The organism is Nakamurella antarctica, from assembly GCF_003860405.1.
In the GTDB taxonomy this organism is placed as follows: domain Bacteria; phylum Actinomycetota; class Actinomycetes; order Mycobacteriales; family Nakamurellaceae; genus Nakamurella; species Nakamurella antarctica.
The window spans coordinates 473,090-489,663 of sequence record NZ_CP034170.1; the positions used below are offsets into that span (position 1 = coordinate 473,090).

5 protein-coding genes and 1 tRNA gene are annotated in these 16,574 nt (G+C 61.0%); 1 reads left to right on the forward strand and 5 read right to left on the reverse strand.

Annotation, left to right across the window (positions count from 1 at the left end; translation table 11 throughout):
* Positions 1–900: 900 nt before the first annotated feature.
* The 4 genes from EH165_RS02115 to EH165_RS15280 form a co-directional block, all read right to left on the reverse strand.
* On the reverse strand, positions 901–5,373 hold the full coding sequence (locus tag EH165_RS02115) for a hypothetical protein (RefSeq protein ID WP_124797825.1): 4,473 nt from the start codon (positions 5,371–5,373) through the stop codon (positions 901–903).
* Between the two features lie 617 nt (positions 5,374–5,990).
* Positions 5,991–6,479 (reverse strand): LAETG motif-containing sortase-dependent surface protein, encoded by a 489-nt coding sequence (locus EH165_RS02120; RefSeq protein ID WP_124797826.1) that lies wholly within the window; start codon positions 6,477–6,479, stop codon positions 5,991–5,993.
* A gap of 91 nt (positions 6,480–6,570) precedes the next feature.
* Positions 6,571–7,122 (reverse strand): hypothetical protein, encoded by a 552-nt coding sequence (locus EH165_RS02125; RefSeq protein ID WP_124797827.1) that lies wholly within the window; start codon positions 7,120–7,122, stop codon positions 6,571–6,573.
* Positions 7,053–14,654 carry a hypothetical protein gene (locus EH165_RS15280; RefSeq protein ID WP_164479016.1) on the reverse strand — a complete coding sequence of 2,534 codons (7,602 nt, stop codon included), beginning with the start codon at positions 14,652–14,654 and terminating at the stop codon, positions 7,053–7,055. Before EH165_RS15280 ends, EH165_RS02125 begins: the two co-directional genes overlap by 70 nt.
* A gap of 596 nt (positions 14,655–15,250) precedes the next feature.
* Between EH165_RS15280 and EH165_RS02130 the strand changes: the two genes are divergently transcribed.
* A complete protein-coding gene (locus tag EH165_RS02130) occupies positions 15,251–16,456 on the forward strand; it encodes an IS481 family transposase (protein ID WP_124797828.1) in 1,206 nt (401 codons plus the stop codon).
* A 36-nt stretch (positions 16,457–16,492) separates the two neighbouring features.
* Here EH165_RS02130 and EH165_RS02135 read toward each other — a convergent pair.
* A tRNA-Pro gene (locus EH165_RS02135) sits at positions 16,493–16,566 on the reverse strand.
* Positions 16,567–16,574 lie beyond the last annotated feature (8 nt).

The window sequence follows — 16,574 nt, forward strand, 5'->3', positions numbered from 1 at the left end:
TAACTTCACTCTTCCGGGATCACTCCATAAGGGTGTCGAGACTGCAATATCGGTGACCCTGAGTAAATGCTGATTAGCAGTCCGTAAAGTTGTAGAGCTGACATTGCGGACGCGCCTCGTGGAGGCGGATTCGGTTCGACGACGTGCAGCCAAGCGATGTATGTATGGGTCAGGGGTATCGGTTGCCAAAGGCAGACGGATCGGGAGCGATTAGGCACGTCCACGCGCAAGCGGCGGCACGCCTCGGGGAGTCGGCGAACCTGCGGCGCTGCTTCTGTCAGCGCGAAGTGAACCCGGGTGGGCGACTTGATACTAAGGGGGAGGCGGTCCCGAGGTCCGGGGGAGGGCTCGCTGCTGAGCGAAAAACGAAAGCTTGCCGTCCGTCGTGCACTTCCGCTCACGGCAATTTAGCGGACTTGATTCGGAGCCGCGGTGCCGGTGGCCGGGGCCGGTGCAGGAAACCCTCATTAGTTGGGGCAGGCGGGCCGATTTCACCGTATCGGGCGATCGCGTTGCAGAGCAGTGACTCCTCTGCGGGTTCCGCTAGTCGGTCGGCCGACTCTGGGATGAGGGGTCTCTTCCCCTCGAAAGCACTGCCGTGCAGCGGCGGTACCCGTTCACGGCTTCTTGGCCCATCCCTACGGAGAGCGGGCGCGCCTCCCACTGGCGTCAGGCACCGTGGCGGGTCCCAGGACCTCCGGTGATCTGCGTGAACATAGCTGCGCGGGTGCATGAGGCAGGCATTGCGCTGCGCCATTGAAGGAGGCGGTGTGAGTCTAGTGGCGGGTTGCTCTGGTGTGTTTTGGTGCTGAATGCACTCGGTGGTGGGGTCCTCGTCATGTTTGACGGGGACCCCACCACCGGTGGTTTAACTGTGCTGGCTGCTAGGCAGCGTGTTTATTACGCTTTCTTGCGGCTCCGGCCAATGAGCAGGAACGCGCCTCCGAGCATCAGCAGGACCAGGCCGAAGCCCACCACCAACGGCGTGGACTGGCTCACACCAGTGATCGCCAGGTTGGACGGTCGGATAACTCCGCCCGCTCCTGTGATCCCGTTACCACTGATAACACCCGTGGATGTGACGTAGGTGGTTTCGCTGGTTTGGGGGAATGTTGGTGGTTTCCATGAGTTGTGGAAGTCGTCTGCGGGGATGGTTTCGTACCAGACGTAGTAGCCGGCTGCTGGTAGGACCAGTGCTGGGGTTACGTAGGTGCCGCTTCCGGTGATGGTTGTTTGGACGGTTCCGACGGCCTTGTCGTTTGCGCCTGGGCCGTTGGATGTCGCGGGCAGTGTCAGGTACGGGCCGTAGAGGGTGGAGCTCACGATGAGCGAGACCGAGGGGTGAACTCCGGTGACGGTCAGGGTGTCGGTGAGTTTGGTTCCTTCTTTGGCTGTTTTCACCGAAGTTACGGTGCTCACGGCCGGGGACCACTTAACAACGGTGGTTTCCGGTGTTTGCGGGAACGTCGGTGGGGTCCACGGGTTGTGGTACTCATCGCCGGGGATCGTTTCATACCAAACGTAGAAGCCGGTGCCTGGCAGCTTCAGTGCCGGGGTGGTGAACTGGCCGTTTCCGTTAACGACTGTTTGGACGGTTCCGACCTTGTTGTCGTTTGCGCCTGGGCCGTTGGACGTTGCGGGCAGTGTCAGGTACGGGCCGTAGAGGGTGGAGCTGACGGTCACTGGGTGGTTCGGGTTGACCCCGGTCACGTTCAGTGTGTCGGTGAGCATCGTGCCTTCGGTGGCGATAGCCGCTGAGGTCACGGTGGTCACTGCCGGGCTGGACTTAACAACGGTGGTTTCCGGTGTTTGCGGGAACGTCGGTGGGGTCCATGGGGTGTTGTAGGTGTCGCCGGGGATCGTTTCGTACCAGACGTAGTAACCCGGGCCCTTCAGGGTCAGGGCGGGCGTTTGGTAGGTGCCGGGTCCGGTGACGGTGGTGGAAACAGTTCCAACCGCAACGTCCATCGCGCCAGGTCCGTTGGACGTTGCTGGCAGTTCGGCGTACGGGCCGTAGAGGGTGCTGGTGATGGTCACTGGGTGGTTCGGGTTGTTCCCGGTCACGACCAGTGTGTCACTGAGCATCGATCCCGCTGCGGCAATGGACGCAGACGTCTTCGTCGTAACCTGCGGGGCCCACTTGATGATCGTGGTCTCGTAGGTCAGCGGGAAAGTCGGCGGGGTCCAGGCGTTGTTGTAGGTATCCGCCACGATCTTTTCGTACCAGACGTAGTAACCAGGTGCGGTGATAACAACGCCCGGGGTCACGTACGCGCCGTCCTTCGGAATTGCAACGGTCACGGTCTTGACCTGAAGGTCAGTGGCGCCAGGACCAGTGTTCGTCGTTGCTGGCAACTCCGCATACGGCCCATACAAAGTGGTACTGATCGTCACCGGATGCAACGGGTTAACCCCAGTCACATTCAACGTGTCAGTCAACACAGTGCCCGGGGTAGCGATCGCCGACGAAGTCGTCGTCGTCACCTGAGGAGTGGCCTTGATCTCGATCTCGCCGGGGACGAGTGTTGTTTCGGTGGAGACGCCGAATGGGGCGTTCCAGGCGGTGTTAGATGTTCCGGCCGGGATCGTTTCGTGCCACACGTAGTAGCCGGAGACGGTCGGGGTGATGGACGGTGTGGTGTAGGTGCCGGGGCCGGTCACGGTGGTGGTGACTGTGCCGACGGCGAGAGCTGCAGAGCCTGGCGGCAGGGTTGCCGTTTGTGTCGGTGCTGCGGCGTATGGGCCGTACAAGGTGCTGGTGACCACAACGCTGACGCCGGTGGGCCAAGCAACGTTGCCTTGGGTGCTAACAACCATTGTGTCCGTTAGCGGCTGGTTCACACCGGAGGCATTAGACGTCTGGGTGGTAACCACCGGTTGGAACGTTGTCGGCGTGACGTCGCCGGGGACGAGTGTTGTTTCGGTGGAGACGCCGAATGGGGCGTTCCAGGCGGTGTTGGATGTTCCGGCCGGGATCGTTTCGTGCCACACGTAGTAGCCGGAGACGGTCGGGGTGATGGACGGTGTGGTGTAGGTGCCGGGGCCGGTCACGGTGGTGGTGACTGTGCCGACGGCGAGAGCTGCAGAGCCTGGCGGCAGGGTTGCCGTTTGTGTCGGTGCTGCGGCGTATGGGCCGTACAAGGTGCTGGTGACCACAACGCTGACGCCGGTGGGCCAAGCAACGTTGCCTTGGGTGCTAACAACCATTGTGTCCGTTAGCGGCTGGTTCACACCGGAGGCATTAGACGTCTGGGTGGTAACCACCGGTTGGAACGTTGTCGGCGTGACGTCGCCGGGGACGAGTGTTGTTTCGGTGGAGACGCCGAATGGGGCGTTCCAGGCGGTGTTGGATGTTCCGGCCGGGATCGTTTCGTGCCACACGTAGTAGCCGGAGACGGTCGGGGTGATGGACGGTGTGGTGTAGGTGCCGGGGCCGGTCACGGTGGTGGTGACTGTGCCGACGGCGAGAGCTGCAGAGCCTGGCGGCAGGGTTGCCGTTTGTGTCGGTGCTGCGGCGTATGGGCCGTACAAGGTGCTGGTGACCACAACGCTGACGCCGGTGGGCCAAGCAACGTTGCCTTGGGTGCTAACAACCATTGTGTCCGTTAGCGGCTGGTTCACACCGGAGGCATTAGACGTCTGGGTGGTAACCACCGGTTGGAACGTTGTCGGCGTGACGTCGCCGGGGACGAGTGTTGTTTCGGTGGAGACGCCGAATGGGGCGTTCCAGGCGGTGTTGGATGTTCCGGCCGGGATCGTTTCGTGCCACACGTAGTAGCCGGAGACGGTCGGGGTGATGGACGGTGTGGTGTAGGTGCCGGGGCCGGTCACGGTGGTGGTGACTGTGCCGACGGCGAGAGCTGCAGAGCCTGGCGGCAGGGTTGCCGTTTGTGTCGGTGCTGCGGCGTATGGGCCGTACAAGGTGCTGGTGACCACAACGCTGACGCCGGTGGGCCAAGCAACGTTGCCTTGGGTGCTAACAACCATTGTGTCCGTTAGCGGCTGGTTCACACCGGAGGCATTAGACGTCTGGGTGGTAACCACCGGTTGGAACGTTGTCGGCGTGACGTCGCCGGGGACGAGTGTTGTTTCGGTGGAGACGCCGAATGGGGCGTTCCAGGCGGTGTTGGATGTTCCGGCCGGGATCGTTTCGTGCCACACGTAGTAGCCGGAGACGGTCGGGGTGATGGACGGTGTGGTGTAGGTGCCGGGGCCGGTCACGGTGGTGGTGACTGTGCCGACGGCGAGAGCTGCAGAGCCTGGCGGCAGGGTTGCCGTTTGTGTCGGTGCTGCGGCGTATGGGCCGTACAAGGTGCTGGTGACCACAACGCTGACGCCGGTGGGCCAAGCAACGTTGCCTTGGGTGCTAACAACCATTGTGTCCGTTAGCGGCTGGTTCACACCGGAGGCATTAGACGTCTGGGTGGTAACCACCGGTTGGAACGATGTCGGCGGCGCTGCCTCGAAGGTGGCCGTACCGTCCTTGGTTACCAGACCTGGGGACTTGGAGATGACCGCTTGGGTATCTACCGACGTGGATCCGGGTTCTCCCGGGATTGCTTGGCTTCTCGGGTTGGGCGTGTACACCCGCACTTGGCCGTCGGAGAGACCTGCGAAAGTCACCGTGACCACGGCAGGTACAGGCCCGGTCTTAGTGATGGGCAGATTGTACAAAGCGTTGGTAGTGAGGAAGGAAAGAGTCTGCGCAGAGTTCGCATCAAAGGTTGCGTCGCCGGAAATGCTGGCAACGGCCGCGATGTCGGGAACGTAATTGCCTGGCGACGACTTGACGCCAGCCTGTGCCAATCCCGTGGTTGAGGTTTGGGAGGTAGCGGTCACATCAGCGGTGTAGGGACCGTAGTAGAGGTTGCCGTACGCAATAATTTCCGCGATCTTTGCATTGACTGCGCCCGCTTCCGCTCCAACAGGAGGAGGGGTGTCCCAGTTTGGGTCGTCTTGATGGGGGAACTCGGCTGAGTCGTGGACCACGCGGTAGAGCGCTGCGTAGGTCACGTTGTCTGCGGCGCTCGCGGCGCCTCCGGGGCTCACCGTGTCGTACTTCGCTAAAATAGCCGACATTTTTGGGTAAGAGCTGGTCAACCTATCAAAGGTCTGCCCGTTCTCAGGAGGAGCCAGTCCGCCATCGATGCAAAAGAACATCTCGGTGCCATAGCCTAGATTGACGACATAAGAACCTCTGTTTGCAGTAGGACCGCCCGGGGATCCCGAAGGAGAGTCGAGGCCGGGTCCATCCTGGGAGGCGAAAGCTACGCCCGCACCGTTGAGTAGTGTGGCTCCGAGTGCCAGCACAGCAACTGCGGCGCCTGCACGTCGGAAGCGGCCGGACGGGCGGATCTGCCCTTGGCTTTCCACCGCGCGGTGGCTGCGCGGAGAGCCCGGCGTCCCCCCCGGCGGTGAGATAACAGATTCCAGTTCACGACGTGACTCCTTCTAGCGTAGAAATGTTGACCCAAACGAGTTGGACTGTATCCCATAAGAAGCGTGACCTCACACGGTTCTCACGATGTGAATGGGTTTCATAGAATAAATGGGACACTACGGCCGAATTGGGTGAATTACTACCCCCCGCGTTCGGGTGTCAGCGAATCCCCCATAGGTGTAGTAGCTGCTGTCGGATGCGAACTGCGCGTATAAGACACCAACCCTTCGGGGGAGGCAGCCGCCAAGAGTTGTCACGCTTGGGTCGCGAGGCGTGTATAGAGGTGACTGAAGGGGAATCTGCATAACGATTTCGCACCAACAACTGCCGTGCCTGTCAACGACCCAAGGAATAGTGGCGTTCAGGAACTGACCTGAAGTTCTCGCTTTCGCGGTCCGGTGGGGCGAGCTGCTTTTCTAGGGCTGTGCTTCGAAATTCCTAGAGCGTGTGTTTTGGTGCTGAATGCACTCGGTGGTGGGGTCCTCGTCATGTTTGACGGGGACCCCACCACCGGTGGTTTAGCTGTGCTGGCTGTTAGGCAGCGTGTTTATTACGCTCGCTTGCGGCTCCGGCCAATCAGCAGGAACGCGCCTCCGACCATGAGCAGGATCAGGCCGAAGCCCACCACCAGCGGGGTGGACTGGCTCACACCAGTGAACGCCAGATTTGTGCTTGTCATGATCGGAGTTGCTGGAGCTGTAGGAGTTGCAGGCGCAATCGGTGTGGTCGGTGCAACGGGAGTGGCCGGAACGAAGCCGCCGCTCTGGTCCCCTTCTCCCCCCACGTTAGTGGATGTGACGTAGGTGGTTTCGCTGGTTTGGGGGAAGGTTGGTGGTTTCCATGAGTTGTGGAAGTCATCTGCGGGGATGGTTTCGTACCAGACGTAGTAGCCGGCTGCTGGTAGGACCAGGGCTGGGGTTACGTAGGTGCCGCTTCCGGTGATGGTTGTTTGGACGGTTCCGACGGCCTTGTCGTTTGCGCCTGGGCCGTTGGATGTCGCGGGCAGTGTCAGGTACGGGCCGTAGAGGGTGGAGCTCACGATGAGCGAGACCGAGGGGTGAACCCGGTGACGGTCAGGGTATCGGTGAGTTTGGTTCCTTCTTTGGCTGTTTTCACCGAAGTTACGGTGCTCACGGCCGGGGACCACTTAACAACGGTGGTTTCCGGTGTTTGCGGGAACGTCGGCGGGGTCCACGGGTGTGGTACTCATCGCCGGGGATCGTTTCATACCAAACGTAGAAACCGGTACCTGGCAGCTTCAGTGCCGGGGTGGTGAACTGGCCGTTTCCGTTAACGACTGTTTGGACGGTTCCGACCTTGTTGTCGTTTGCGCCAGGGCCGTTGGACGTTGCGGGCAGTGTCAGGTACGGGCCGTAGAGGGTGGAGCTGACGGTCACTGGGTGGTTCGGGTTGACCCCGGTCACGTTCAGTGTGTCGGTGAGCATCGTGCCTTCGGTGGCGATAGCCGCTGAGGTCACGGTGGTCACTGCCGGGCTGGACTTAACAACGGTGGTTTCCGGTGTTTGCGGGAACGTCGGTGGGGTCCATGGGGTGTTGTAGGTGTCGCCGGGGATCGTTTCGTACCAGACGTAGTAACCCGGGCCCTTCAGGGTCAGGGCGGGCGTTTGGTAGGTGCCTGGTCCGGTGACGGTGGTGGAAACAGTTCCAACCGCAACGTCCATCGCGCCGGGCCGTTGGATGTTGCTGGCAGTTCGGCGTAGGGGCCGTAGAGGGTGCTGGTGATGGTCACTGGGTGGTTCGGGTTGTTCCCGGTCACGATCAGTGTGTCACTGAGCATCGATCCCGCTGCGGCAATGGGCGCAGACGTCTTCGTTGTAACCTGCGGGGCCCACTTGATGATCGTGGTCTCGTAGGTCAGCGGGAAAGTCGGCGGGGTCCAGGCGTTGTTGTAGGTATCCGCCACGATCTTTTCGTACCAGACGTAGTAACCAGGTGCGGTGATGACAACACCCGGGGTCACGTACGTGCCGTCCTTCGGAATTGCAACGGTCACGGTCTGGACCTTCAGATCACCAGCGCCGGGGCCGGTGTTCGTCGTTGCCGGCAACTCCGCGTACGGGCCGTACAAAGTGGTGCTGATCGTCACCGGATGGGCCGGGTTAACCCCAGTCACCGTCAACTTATCCGTCAACATCGTTCCGACGGAGGCAACAGAAGCTGACGTCACCGTTGTCACCTGGGGGGTGGACTTCACGACGGTGGTTTCCGTGGTTTGCGGGAAAGTGGTTGGTGCCCAACTGTTGTGGTAGGTGTCGGCGGGAATCGTTTCGTGCCACACGTAGTAACCGGGGGACAGCAATTCCAAAGCGGAAGTTTCGTAGACGGTTTGGCCGGCGATGGTGGTGACGGTGACGGTCCCGACGCTGGGGTCCGCCGCACCGGGCGCGGTGGTGGTTGCCGGCAGTTCCGCGTACGGGCCATAAAGGGTGGAACTGATCGTTACCTGATGGGCTGGGTTGACCCCGGTCACCGTCAACTTATCCGTCAACATCGTTCCGACGGAGGCAACAGAAGCAGACGTCACCGTCGTCACCTGGGGGGTGGACTTCACGACGGTGGTTTCCGTGGTTTGCGGGAAAGTGGTTGGTGCCCAGCTGTTGTGGTAGGTGTCGGCGGGGATCGTTTCGTGCCACACGTAGTAGCCGGGGGATGGCAGCTCCAGGGCTGGTGTGGTGTAGACGGTTTGGCCGGCGATGGTGGTGACGGTGACGGTCCCGACGCTGGGGTCCGCCGCACCGGGCGCGGTGGTGGTTGCCGGCAGTTCCGCATACGGACCATACAAACTGGTACTGATCGTTACCTGATGGGCCGGGTTGACCCCGGTCACTGTCAGCTTGTCGGTGAGCATCGTTCCGACGGAGGCAACAGAAGCTGACGTCACCGTTGTCACCTGGGGGGTGGACTTCACGACGGTGGTTTCCGTGGTTTGCGGGAAAGTGGTTGGTGCCCAGCTGTTGTGGTAGGTGTCGGCGGGAATCGTTTCGTGCCACACGTAGTAACCGGGGGACAGCAATTCCAAAGCGGAAGTTTCGTAGACGGTTTGGCCGGCGATGGTGGTGACGGTGACGGTCCCGACGCTGGGGTCCGCCGCACCGGGCGCGGTGGTGGTTGCCGGCAGTTCCGCGTACGGGCCATAAAGGGTGGAACTGATCGTTACCTGATGGGCTGGGTTGACCCCGGTCACCGTCAACTTATCCGTCAACATCGTTCCGACGGAGGCAACAGAAGCTGACGTCACCGTTGTCACCTGGGGGGTGGACTTAACGACGGTGGTTTCGGTGGTTTGCGGGAAAGTGGTTGGTGCCCAGCTGTTGTGGTAGGTGTCGGCGGGAATCGTTTCGTGCCACACGTAGTAACCCGCCGATGGCAGGGCGAGGCCGGGTGTGGTGTAGACGGTTTGGCCGGCGATGGTGGTGACGGTGACGGTTCCGACCTTCGGGTCCGTCGCGCCCGGCGCGGTGGTGGTTGCCGGCAGTTCCGCATACGGACCATACAAACTGGCACTGATTGTTACCTGATGGGCCGGGTTGACCCCGGTCACTGTCAGCTTGTCGGTGAGCATCGTTCCGACGGAGGCAACAGAAGCTGACGTCACGGTTGTCACCTGGGGGGTGGACTTGACGACGGTGGTTTCCGTGGTTTGCGGGAAAGTGGTTGGTGCCCAGCTGTTGTGGTAGGTGTCGGCGGGAATCGTTTCGTGCCACACGTAGTAACCGGGGGACAGCAATTCCAAAGCGGAAGTTTCGTAGACGGTTTGGCCGGCGATGGTGGTGACGGTGACGGTCCCGACGCTGGGGTCCGCCGCACCGGGCGCGGTGGTGGTTGCCGGCAGTTCCGCGTACGGGCCATAAAGGGTGGAACTGATCGTTACCTGATGGGCTGGGTTGACCCCGGTCACCGTCAACTTATCCGTCAACATCGTTCCGACGGAGGCAACAGAAGCTGACGTCACGGTCGTCACCTGGGGGGTGGACTTCACGACGGTGGTTTCCGTGGTTTGCGGGAAAGTGGTTGGTGCCCAGCTGTTGTGGTACTCATCGGCGGGGATCGTTTCGTGCCACACGTAGTAACCGGGGGACAGCAGCTCCAGGGCTGGTGTGGTGTAGACGGTTTGGCCGGCGATGGTGGTGACGGTGACGGTCCCGACGCTGGGGTCCGCCGCACCGGGCGCGGTGGTGGTTGCCGGCAGTTCCGCGTACGGGCCGTAAAGGGTGGTACTGATTGTCACCGGATGGGCTGGGTTGACCCCGGTCACTGTCAGCTTGTCGGTGAGCATCGTTCCGACGGAGGCAACAGAAACGGAGGTCACCGTGGTCACCTGGGGGGTGGACTTGACGACGGTGGTTTCCGTGGTTTGCGGGAATGTTGGTGGGGTCCAGGGGTTGTTGAACTCATCTCCGGGGATCGTTTCGCGCCACACGTAGTAACCGGGGGACAGCAATTCCAAAGCGGAAGTTTCGTAGAAGGTTTGGCCGGCGATGGTGGTGACGGTGACGGTCCCGACGCTGGGGTCCGCCGCACCCGGCGCGGTGGTGGTTGCCGGCAGTTCCGCGTAGGGGCCATAAAGGGTGGAACTGATCGTTACCGGATGGGCTGGGTTGACCCCGGTCACCGTCAACTTATCCGTCAACATCGTTCCGACGGAGGCAACAGAAGCTGACGTCACGGTCGTCACCTGGGGGGTGGACTTCACGACGGTGGTTTCGGTGGTTTGCGGGAATGTTGGTGGGGTCCAGGGGTTGTTGAACTCATCTCCGAGGATCGTTTCGCGCCACACGTAGTAACCGGGGGATGGCAGCTCTAGGGCTGGTGTGGTGTAGACGGTTTGGCCAGCGATGGTGGTGACGGTGACGGTCCCGACGCTGGGGTCCGCCGCACCCGGCGCGGTGGTGGTTGCCGGCAGTTCCGCGTACGGGCCATAAAGGGTGGAACTGATCGTTACCGGATGGGCTGGGTTGACCCCGGTCACCGTCAACTTGTCGGTGAGCATCGTTCCGACGGAGGCAACAGAAGCTGACGTCACCGTTGTCACCTGGGGGGTGGCCTTCGCGGGGGCGGGAACGACTGTGGTTTCAGAGGTTTGGGGAAAAGTCGCTGGCGTCCAACCGTTGTTGTAGGTGTCTGCCGTAATTTTCTCGTGCCACACGTAGTAGCCGGTGCCTGGCAGAACCAGTCCGGGTGTCACGTAAACGGTCTGCGTGCCGGAGGTGGTGACGGACACAGTTCCAACGCTGGGGTCACCAACAGCTGGGCCAGAAGTGGTCGCCGGCAAAGTTGCGTAGGGGCCGTAAAGGGTGGAGCTGATGGTGACTGGGTGCGCTGAGCTTGCCCCGGAAACCGTCAAGGTGTCGGTGAGTGTTGCACCTGCGACAGCAGTCGCCGCGGAGGTCACGGTGCTGACAGTCGGAGACCACTTCACAATCGTGGTTTCAGAGGTTTGGGGAAAAGTCGCTGGCGCCCAACCGTTGTTGTAGGTGTCTGCTGTAATTTTCTCGTGCCACACGTAGTAGCCGGTGCCTGGCAGAACCAGTCCGGGTGTTACGTAAACGGTCTGCGTGCCGGAGGTGGTGACGGACACAGTTCCAACGCTGGGGTCACCAACGGCGGGGCCAGAAGTGGTCGCGGGCAAAGTTGCGTAGGGGCCGTAAAGGGTGGAGCTGATGGTGACTGGGTGCGCTGAGCTTGCCCCGGAAACCGTCAAGGTGTCGGTGAGTGTTGCACCTGCGACAGCAGTCGCCGCGGAGGTCACGGTGCTGACAGTCGGAGACCACTTCACGATGGTGGTTTCGGTGGTTTGGGGAAAAGTCGCTGGCGCCCAACCGTTGTTGTAGGTGTCTGCTGTAATTTTCTCGTGCCACACGTAGTAGCCGGTGCCTGGCAGAACCAGTCCGGGTGTTACGTAAACGGTCTGCGTGCCGGAGGTGGTGACGGACACAGTTCCAACGCTGGGGTCACCAACGGCGGGACCAGAAGTGGTCGCGGGCAAAGTTGCGTAGGGGCCGTAAAGGGTGGAGCTGATGGTGACTGGGTGCGCTGGGTTGACCCCGGTCACATTCAACGTGTCGGTGAGCATCGTTCCGACGGAGGCAACCGAAGCAGACGTCACCGTCGTCACCTGAGGGGTGGACTTCACGACGGTAGTTTCCGTGGTTTGCGGGAACGTGGTTGGTGCCCAACTGTTGTGGTAGGTGTCGGCGGGAATCGTTTCGTGCCACACGTAGTAACCGGGGGATGGCAGCTCTAGGGCTGGTGTGGTGTAAACGGTTTGGCCGGCGATGGTGGTGACGGTGACGGTTCCGACCTTCGGGTCCGTCGCGCCCGGCGCGGTGGTGGTTGCCGGCAGTTCCGCATACGGACCATACAAACTGGTACTGATTGTCACCTGATGGGCCGGGTTCACCCCGGTCACCGTCAACTTATCCGTCAACATCGTTCCGACGGAGGCAACAGAAGCAGACGTCACCGTCGTCACCTGAGGGTTGGCCTTCGCGGGGGCGGGAACGACTGTGGTTTCAGAGGTTTGGGGGAAGGTCGCTGGCGTCCAACCGTTGTTGTAGGTGTCGGCGGGGATCGTTTCGTGCCACACGTAGTAGCCGGTGCCTGGCAGAACCAGTCCGGGTGTCACGTAAACGGTCTGCGTGCCGGAGGTGGTGACGGACACAGTTCCAACGCTGGGGTCACCAACAGCTGGGCCAGAAGTCGTCGCCGGCAAAGTTGCGTAGGGGCCGTAAAGGGTGGAGCTGATGGTGACTGGGTGCGCTGAGCTAGCCCCGGAAACCGTCAAGGTGTCGGTGAGTGTTGCACCTGCGACAGCAGTCGCCGCGGAGGTGACGGTGGCAACCGTCGGAGACCACTTCACGATCGTGGTTTCCGTGGTCTGCGGGAACGTCGAAGGCTTCCAAGCCCTGTAAGTCGTATCCCCCGGAATGGTTTCGTACCAGACGTAGTAGCCCGGGGTTGTGATGGTAACGCCCGGTGTCACGTACTGTCCCGAGCTGGCGACGTTAACCGAAACAGTGGTGACCGAAGGGTCAGTCGGGCTGGGAGCGGTGGTGGTTGACGGCGGCGTTGCATAGGGACCATAGAGAGTGCTGCTGACGACCACAGGATGATCGGGGTCTATCCCGCTCACCTGCAAGGTGTCGGTTAGCACCGTTCCAGGAGTTGCTATCGCGGTGGATGTCTGGGTGGTAACAGATGGCCTGAGTTTGATCAGGGTGGTTTCTGCCGCCGCGGGGAAGCTGGGGGGCTTCCAAGAGTTGTAGTTTGCATCACCCGGGACGGTTTCGTACCAGACGTAGTAGCCCGGGGAGGAAATGGTCACCGATGGCGTCTGGAATGCCCCAGAGTAGGGGGCGGTGATGCTGACAATTCCCGCAACTGGGTCGCCAGCGGCGGGGCCTGTCGAGTTCACCGCAGGCAGCGTGGAATACGGGCCGTACAGCTTGGTGGTGATGGTCAGTGGATGGGCCGGGTCAACACCGTCCACGGTCAAGGTGTCTTTGAGTTGCGTAGTCCCGTTTACGAGTGCGGCAGACGTCTGAGTGGTAACCGTGATGCTTGATTTGACTATCGGCGGCAGGATCCGGGTAGTTTCCGCTGCCGCGGGGAAGCTTGGCGGGTTCCACGCGTTGTAGAAGGCGTTGGTTGCCGGAATCGTCTCGTACCAGACGTAATACCCGGGTGCGTTGATAGTCACGGGCGGGGTGGTGAATACCCCAGAGGAGGGGGCCGTGATGCTGACGGTACCCACAACTGGGTCGCCGACGGCGGGGCCTGTGGAGTTCACTGCAGGCAGCGTGGCGTACGGGCCGTACAGCTTGGTGGTGATGGTCAGTGGATGGGCCGGGTCGACACCGTCCACGATCAGGGTGTCGGTTAGTTGCGTTCCCGGCGTGGCGATTGCCGTCGACGTTTGAGTCGTGACAGTGACGCTCAATTTTGTCGGCGGGGCCGCAGGAACATTCACGATTTCGGAGGGAACACCGAAGGGGGCGGACCAGGCGCTGTTGTTCGTCCCGGCGGCAATGGTTTCGTGCCAGACGTAGAAACCTGGGGCTGTCGGAGTAATGGGAGGGGTGCTGTATGTGCCGGTTCCATTCACGGACGTGGACACCATCCCGACAACGGGTGCCCCTACCGGAACGGAGCCGGTCTGTGCGGGCGCGGAGAGATAGGGGCCGTACAGCGTGCTCACAACCGGTACCGAGACACCGCTGGTCCAAGATGTGCCGCCTTGAGTGGTGACGGTGAGCGCATCCGTGATCTGCTGGTTGGGTCCGGTGACGGAAGTGGTTTGAGTGCTCACCTGGGGTTGGAAAGTTGTCGGCGGCGCAGCGGGGAATGAAATCGAGGGAATGAGCTGGCCATCAGCGACCGTCTTCGTGATGACATTCTGCACAGCGCTCAGCGGCGTATTCCACTTTTGGATTTGACCGTATGGCAGGTTGCTAAACGTGACTGTCACGGTGGCCGCAGAAACCCCGGTCAAATTAATGTTCGGGGTGACAGCGGCCGAGCCGCCATCGTAGGCGCCGGGTGTGACGCCCGTGAGGGTCGTCCCACCGCCGGAGAATGTTCCGCCGCCGGTGATGGTCGCGGTGTAGGGAACTCCCGAAATGAATTGGTTCGCCGCCGATTTCACGCCGAACTGGACTTGCCCGGTTGAGCCTGACTGCGTTTTGGTGAGGTAGGAAGTGAAGGGTCCGCTGTAGAGACTTGCATAATTTTTGAGGGCAGAAACACGGCTGGCAACGTTAGTTGCATTCGCAGGATACTCGGCGGGATCGCTCCACAGCGGATCGTTGGCGTGACCGTAGTTCGGGCCCACTGTGGTGATCGGCTCCGTGTGGATGATGTGGTAGAGCGCGGCGTAGTCAAGGTTCTGCTGCGTGGTAGCGGCGGCACCTGGGGAGAGGATGTCAAATTTCCAGAGCAGGGTGGCTATTTGCCAGTTGAGGATGGAGGCGCCAAGCGTGAAACTGTCGCTGTTCAGCGGGGCGCCCTTGCCGCCGTCGATGCACCAGAAGAACTTGTTGCCGCCGCCGCCGAAGTTGTTGATTAACGCTCCGTGGTTAATGTCGGGGCGCCCCGAGACACCGGAATAGCCGGTGATTCCTGGGCCGTTTCCGTCTGCTGATGCCACGCCGGCGCCGCCGACTAGCGACACCCCCAGCGCGAGGGTTGCAATCACAGCGCACGCACGACTGAAGCCACCGACGGTACGACGGGCGCTCTGGACTGTTGATCGGGCTGTCCTGTGTCGACCTGCGGCGACGATCGGACGACGAGGCGAAAAGTTCCAAACCACGGTGCAGCTCCTAATGGCGTAAAAGAATCCTCAAGCGAGCAGGACGTTACCCCGGCTGAAGCTGCACTTGACACGGTCCTTACATCCCAGGTCTGTTTTTGGTCTCAAATAGACCAATAAATACGAAATGATCAAAATACTAACTTCACGGCCGAGGCGTTGTGCACCCTAAAGGATTATTCTCTGGCAGTAGTGCCCACCGAGAGTTAGGGGCAGGTAAATTTCTCCGGTATTTTCCCAGGATCGGAAGCGCGAGAGGGAATGGCTGACTGCCGGTGGTCACCCACCGCAAAGCCGTATAACGATTTTGTATCGAGAACAAAAAAACCGGCTTCCTGTATTGGAAACCGGCTCTTTCTCGTCAAACACATTGTCGGGGTGACAGTGTCTTGGTTCAGGACATCGGAATGGGGTGTCTCAAGACATCGGAATGGGTGTGTCTCCCGTCATCGGAATACTCATCCCGGTACATCCAGGACATGTCGAAAAGGAAGCTTGTGATCACCGCCGTTCTGACCGGCACCTCGCAAACTGAGGTTGCCTGCACCTACGGGGTGTCCCAGGGGTGGATCAGCCGACTGATGGTCCGCTACCACGCCGAAGGTGATATCGCATTCCAACCGCTTTCTCGACGGCCGAAGTCGTCGCCGAACGTCACACTGGAGTCCACTCTCACGTTGATCGTAAAACTGCGGGAACAGTTAGCGGGCCAAGGCTTAGACGCCGGACCGGACACCATCAGATGGCACCTGGCCCAGCATCATGATGTGACCGTGTCCCGAGCCACGATCAGCCGCCACCTCGCCCGCGCCGGACTCATCACCCCCGAGCCAAAAAAGCGACCGAAATCTTCCTACATCCGCTTCGCCGCCGAACAACCCAATGAATGCTGGCAATCCGACTTCACCCACTACCGACTGACCCAAACGAACGGTGCCCCCGGGACAGATGTTGAGATCATCACCTGGCTTGATGATCACTCACGTTACGTTCTGCATCTATCCGCGCACGCCAGGATCACCGGCATGGTCGTCACCACCACATTCGGCGAAACCATTGCCGCGCATGGAATCCCAGCGTGCACGCTGACCGACAACGGCATGGTCTACACCGCTCGATTCGCTGGCGGCAAAGGCGGACGCAACGGTTTCGAAAACGAACTGCGGCGCCTGAACATCACCCAGAAAAACGGCAAACCCAACCACCCGCAAACCCAAGGCAAAGTCGAGCGGTTCCAGCAAACCCTCAAAAAGTGGTTACGCGCTCAGACGCAGCAACCATCCACCGTCCCGGGCCTGCAAACCCTGCTGGACACGTTCGCCAAGGATTACAACCACCACCGCCCACACCGATCGCTGCCGCACCACGCCACCCCCGCGGCGGCATACGCCCTACGGCCCAAAGCCACCCCGACCAGCAACCGCACCGCCGATACCCACGACCGGGTCCGCGATGACCGTGTCAGCAAAGCAGGAACCGTCACCCTGCGCCATAACGGGAAGCTGCACCACATTGGTATTGGCCGAACCTACGCCGGAACCTACATAAAGTTGCTCATCCAAGACCTGAACATCAGCATCGCCGACGCCACCACCGGGCACATCATCCGCGATCTCACCTTGGACCCGACCCGCGACTTCCAACCCATCCCACAACGACAAATGGCTGAACCTACAGATCTGTAGGTTCAGCCATTCCGATGTCCCGAGACATCACAATTGTCGGGGTGACAGGATTTGAACCTGCGACCTCTTCGTCCCGAACGAAGCGCGCTACCAAGCTGCGCCACACCCCGGTGTGACC

What these genes read in the sequence shown, in the direction of transcription:
- EH165_RS02125 (WP_124797827.1), bottom strand. Translation starts at nt 7,122, where the DNA reads ATGGACGTTGCGGTTGGAACTGTTTCCACCACCGTCACCGGACCAGGC.
- EH165_RS02130 (WP_124797828.1), top strand. Translation starts at nt 15,251, where the DNA reads ATGTCGAAAAGGAAGCTTGTGATCACCGCCGTTCTGACCGGCACCTCG.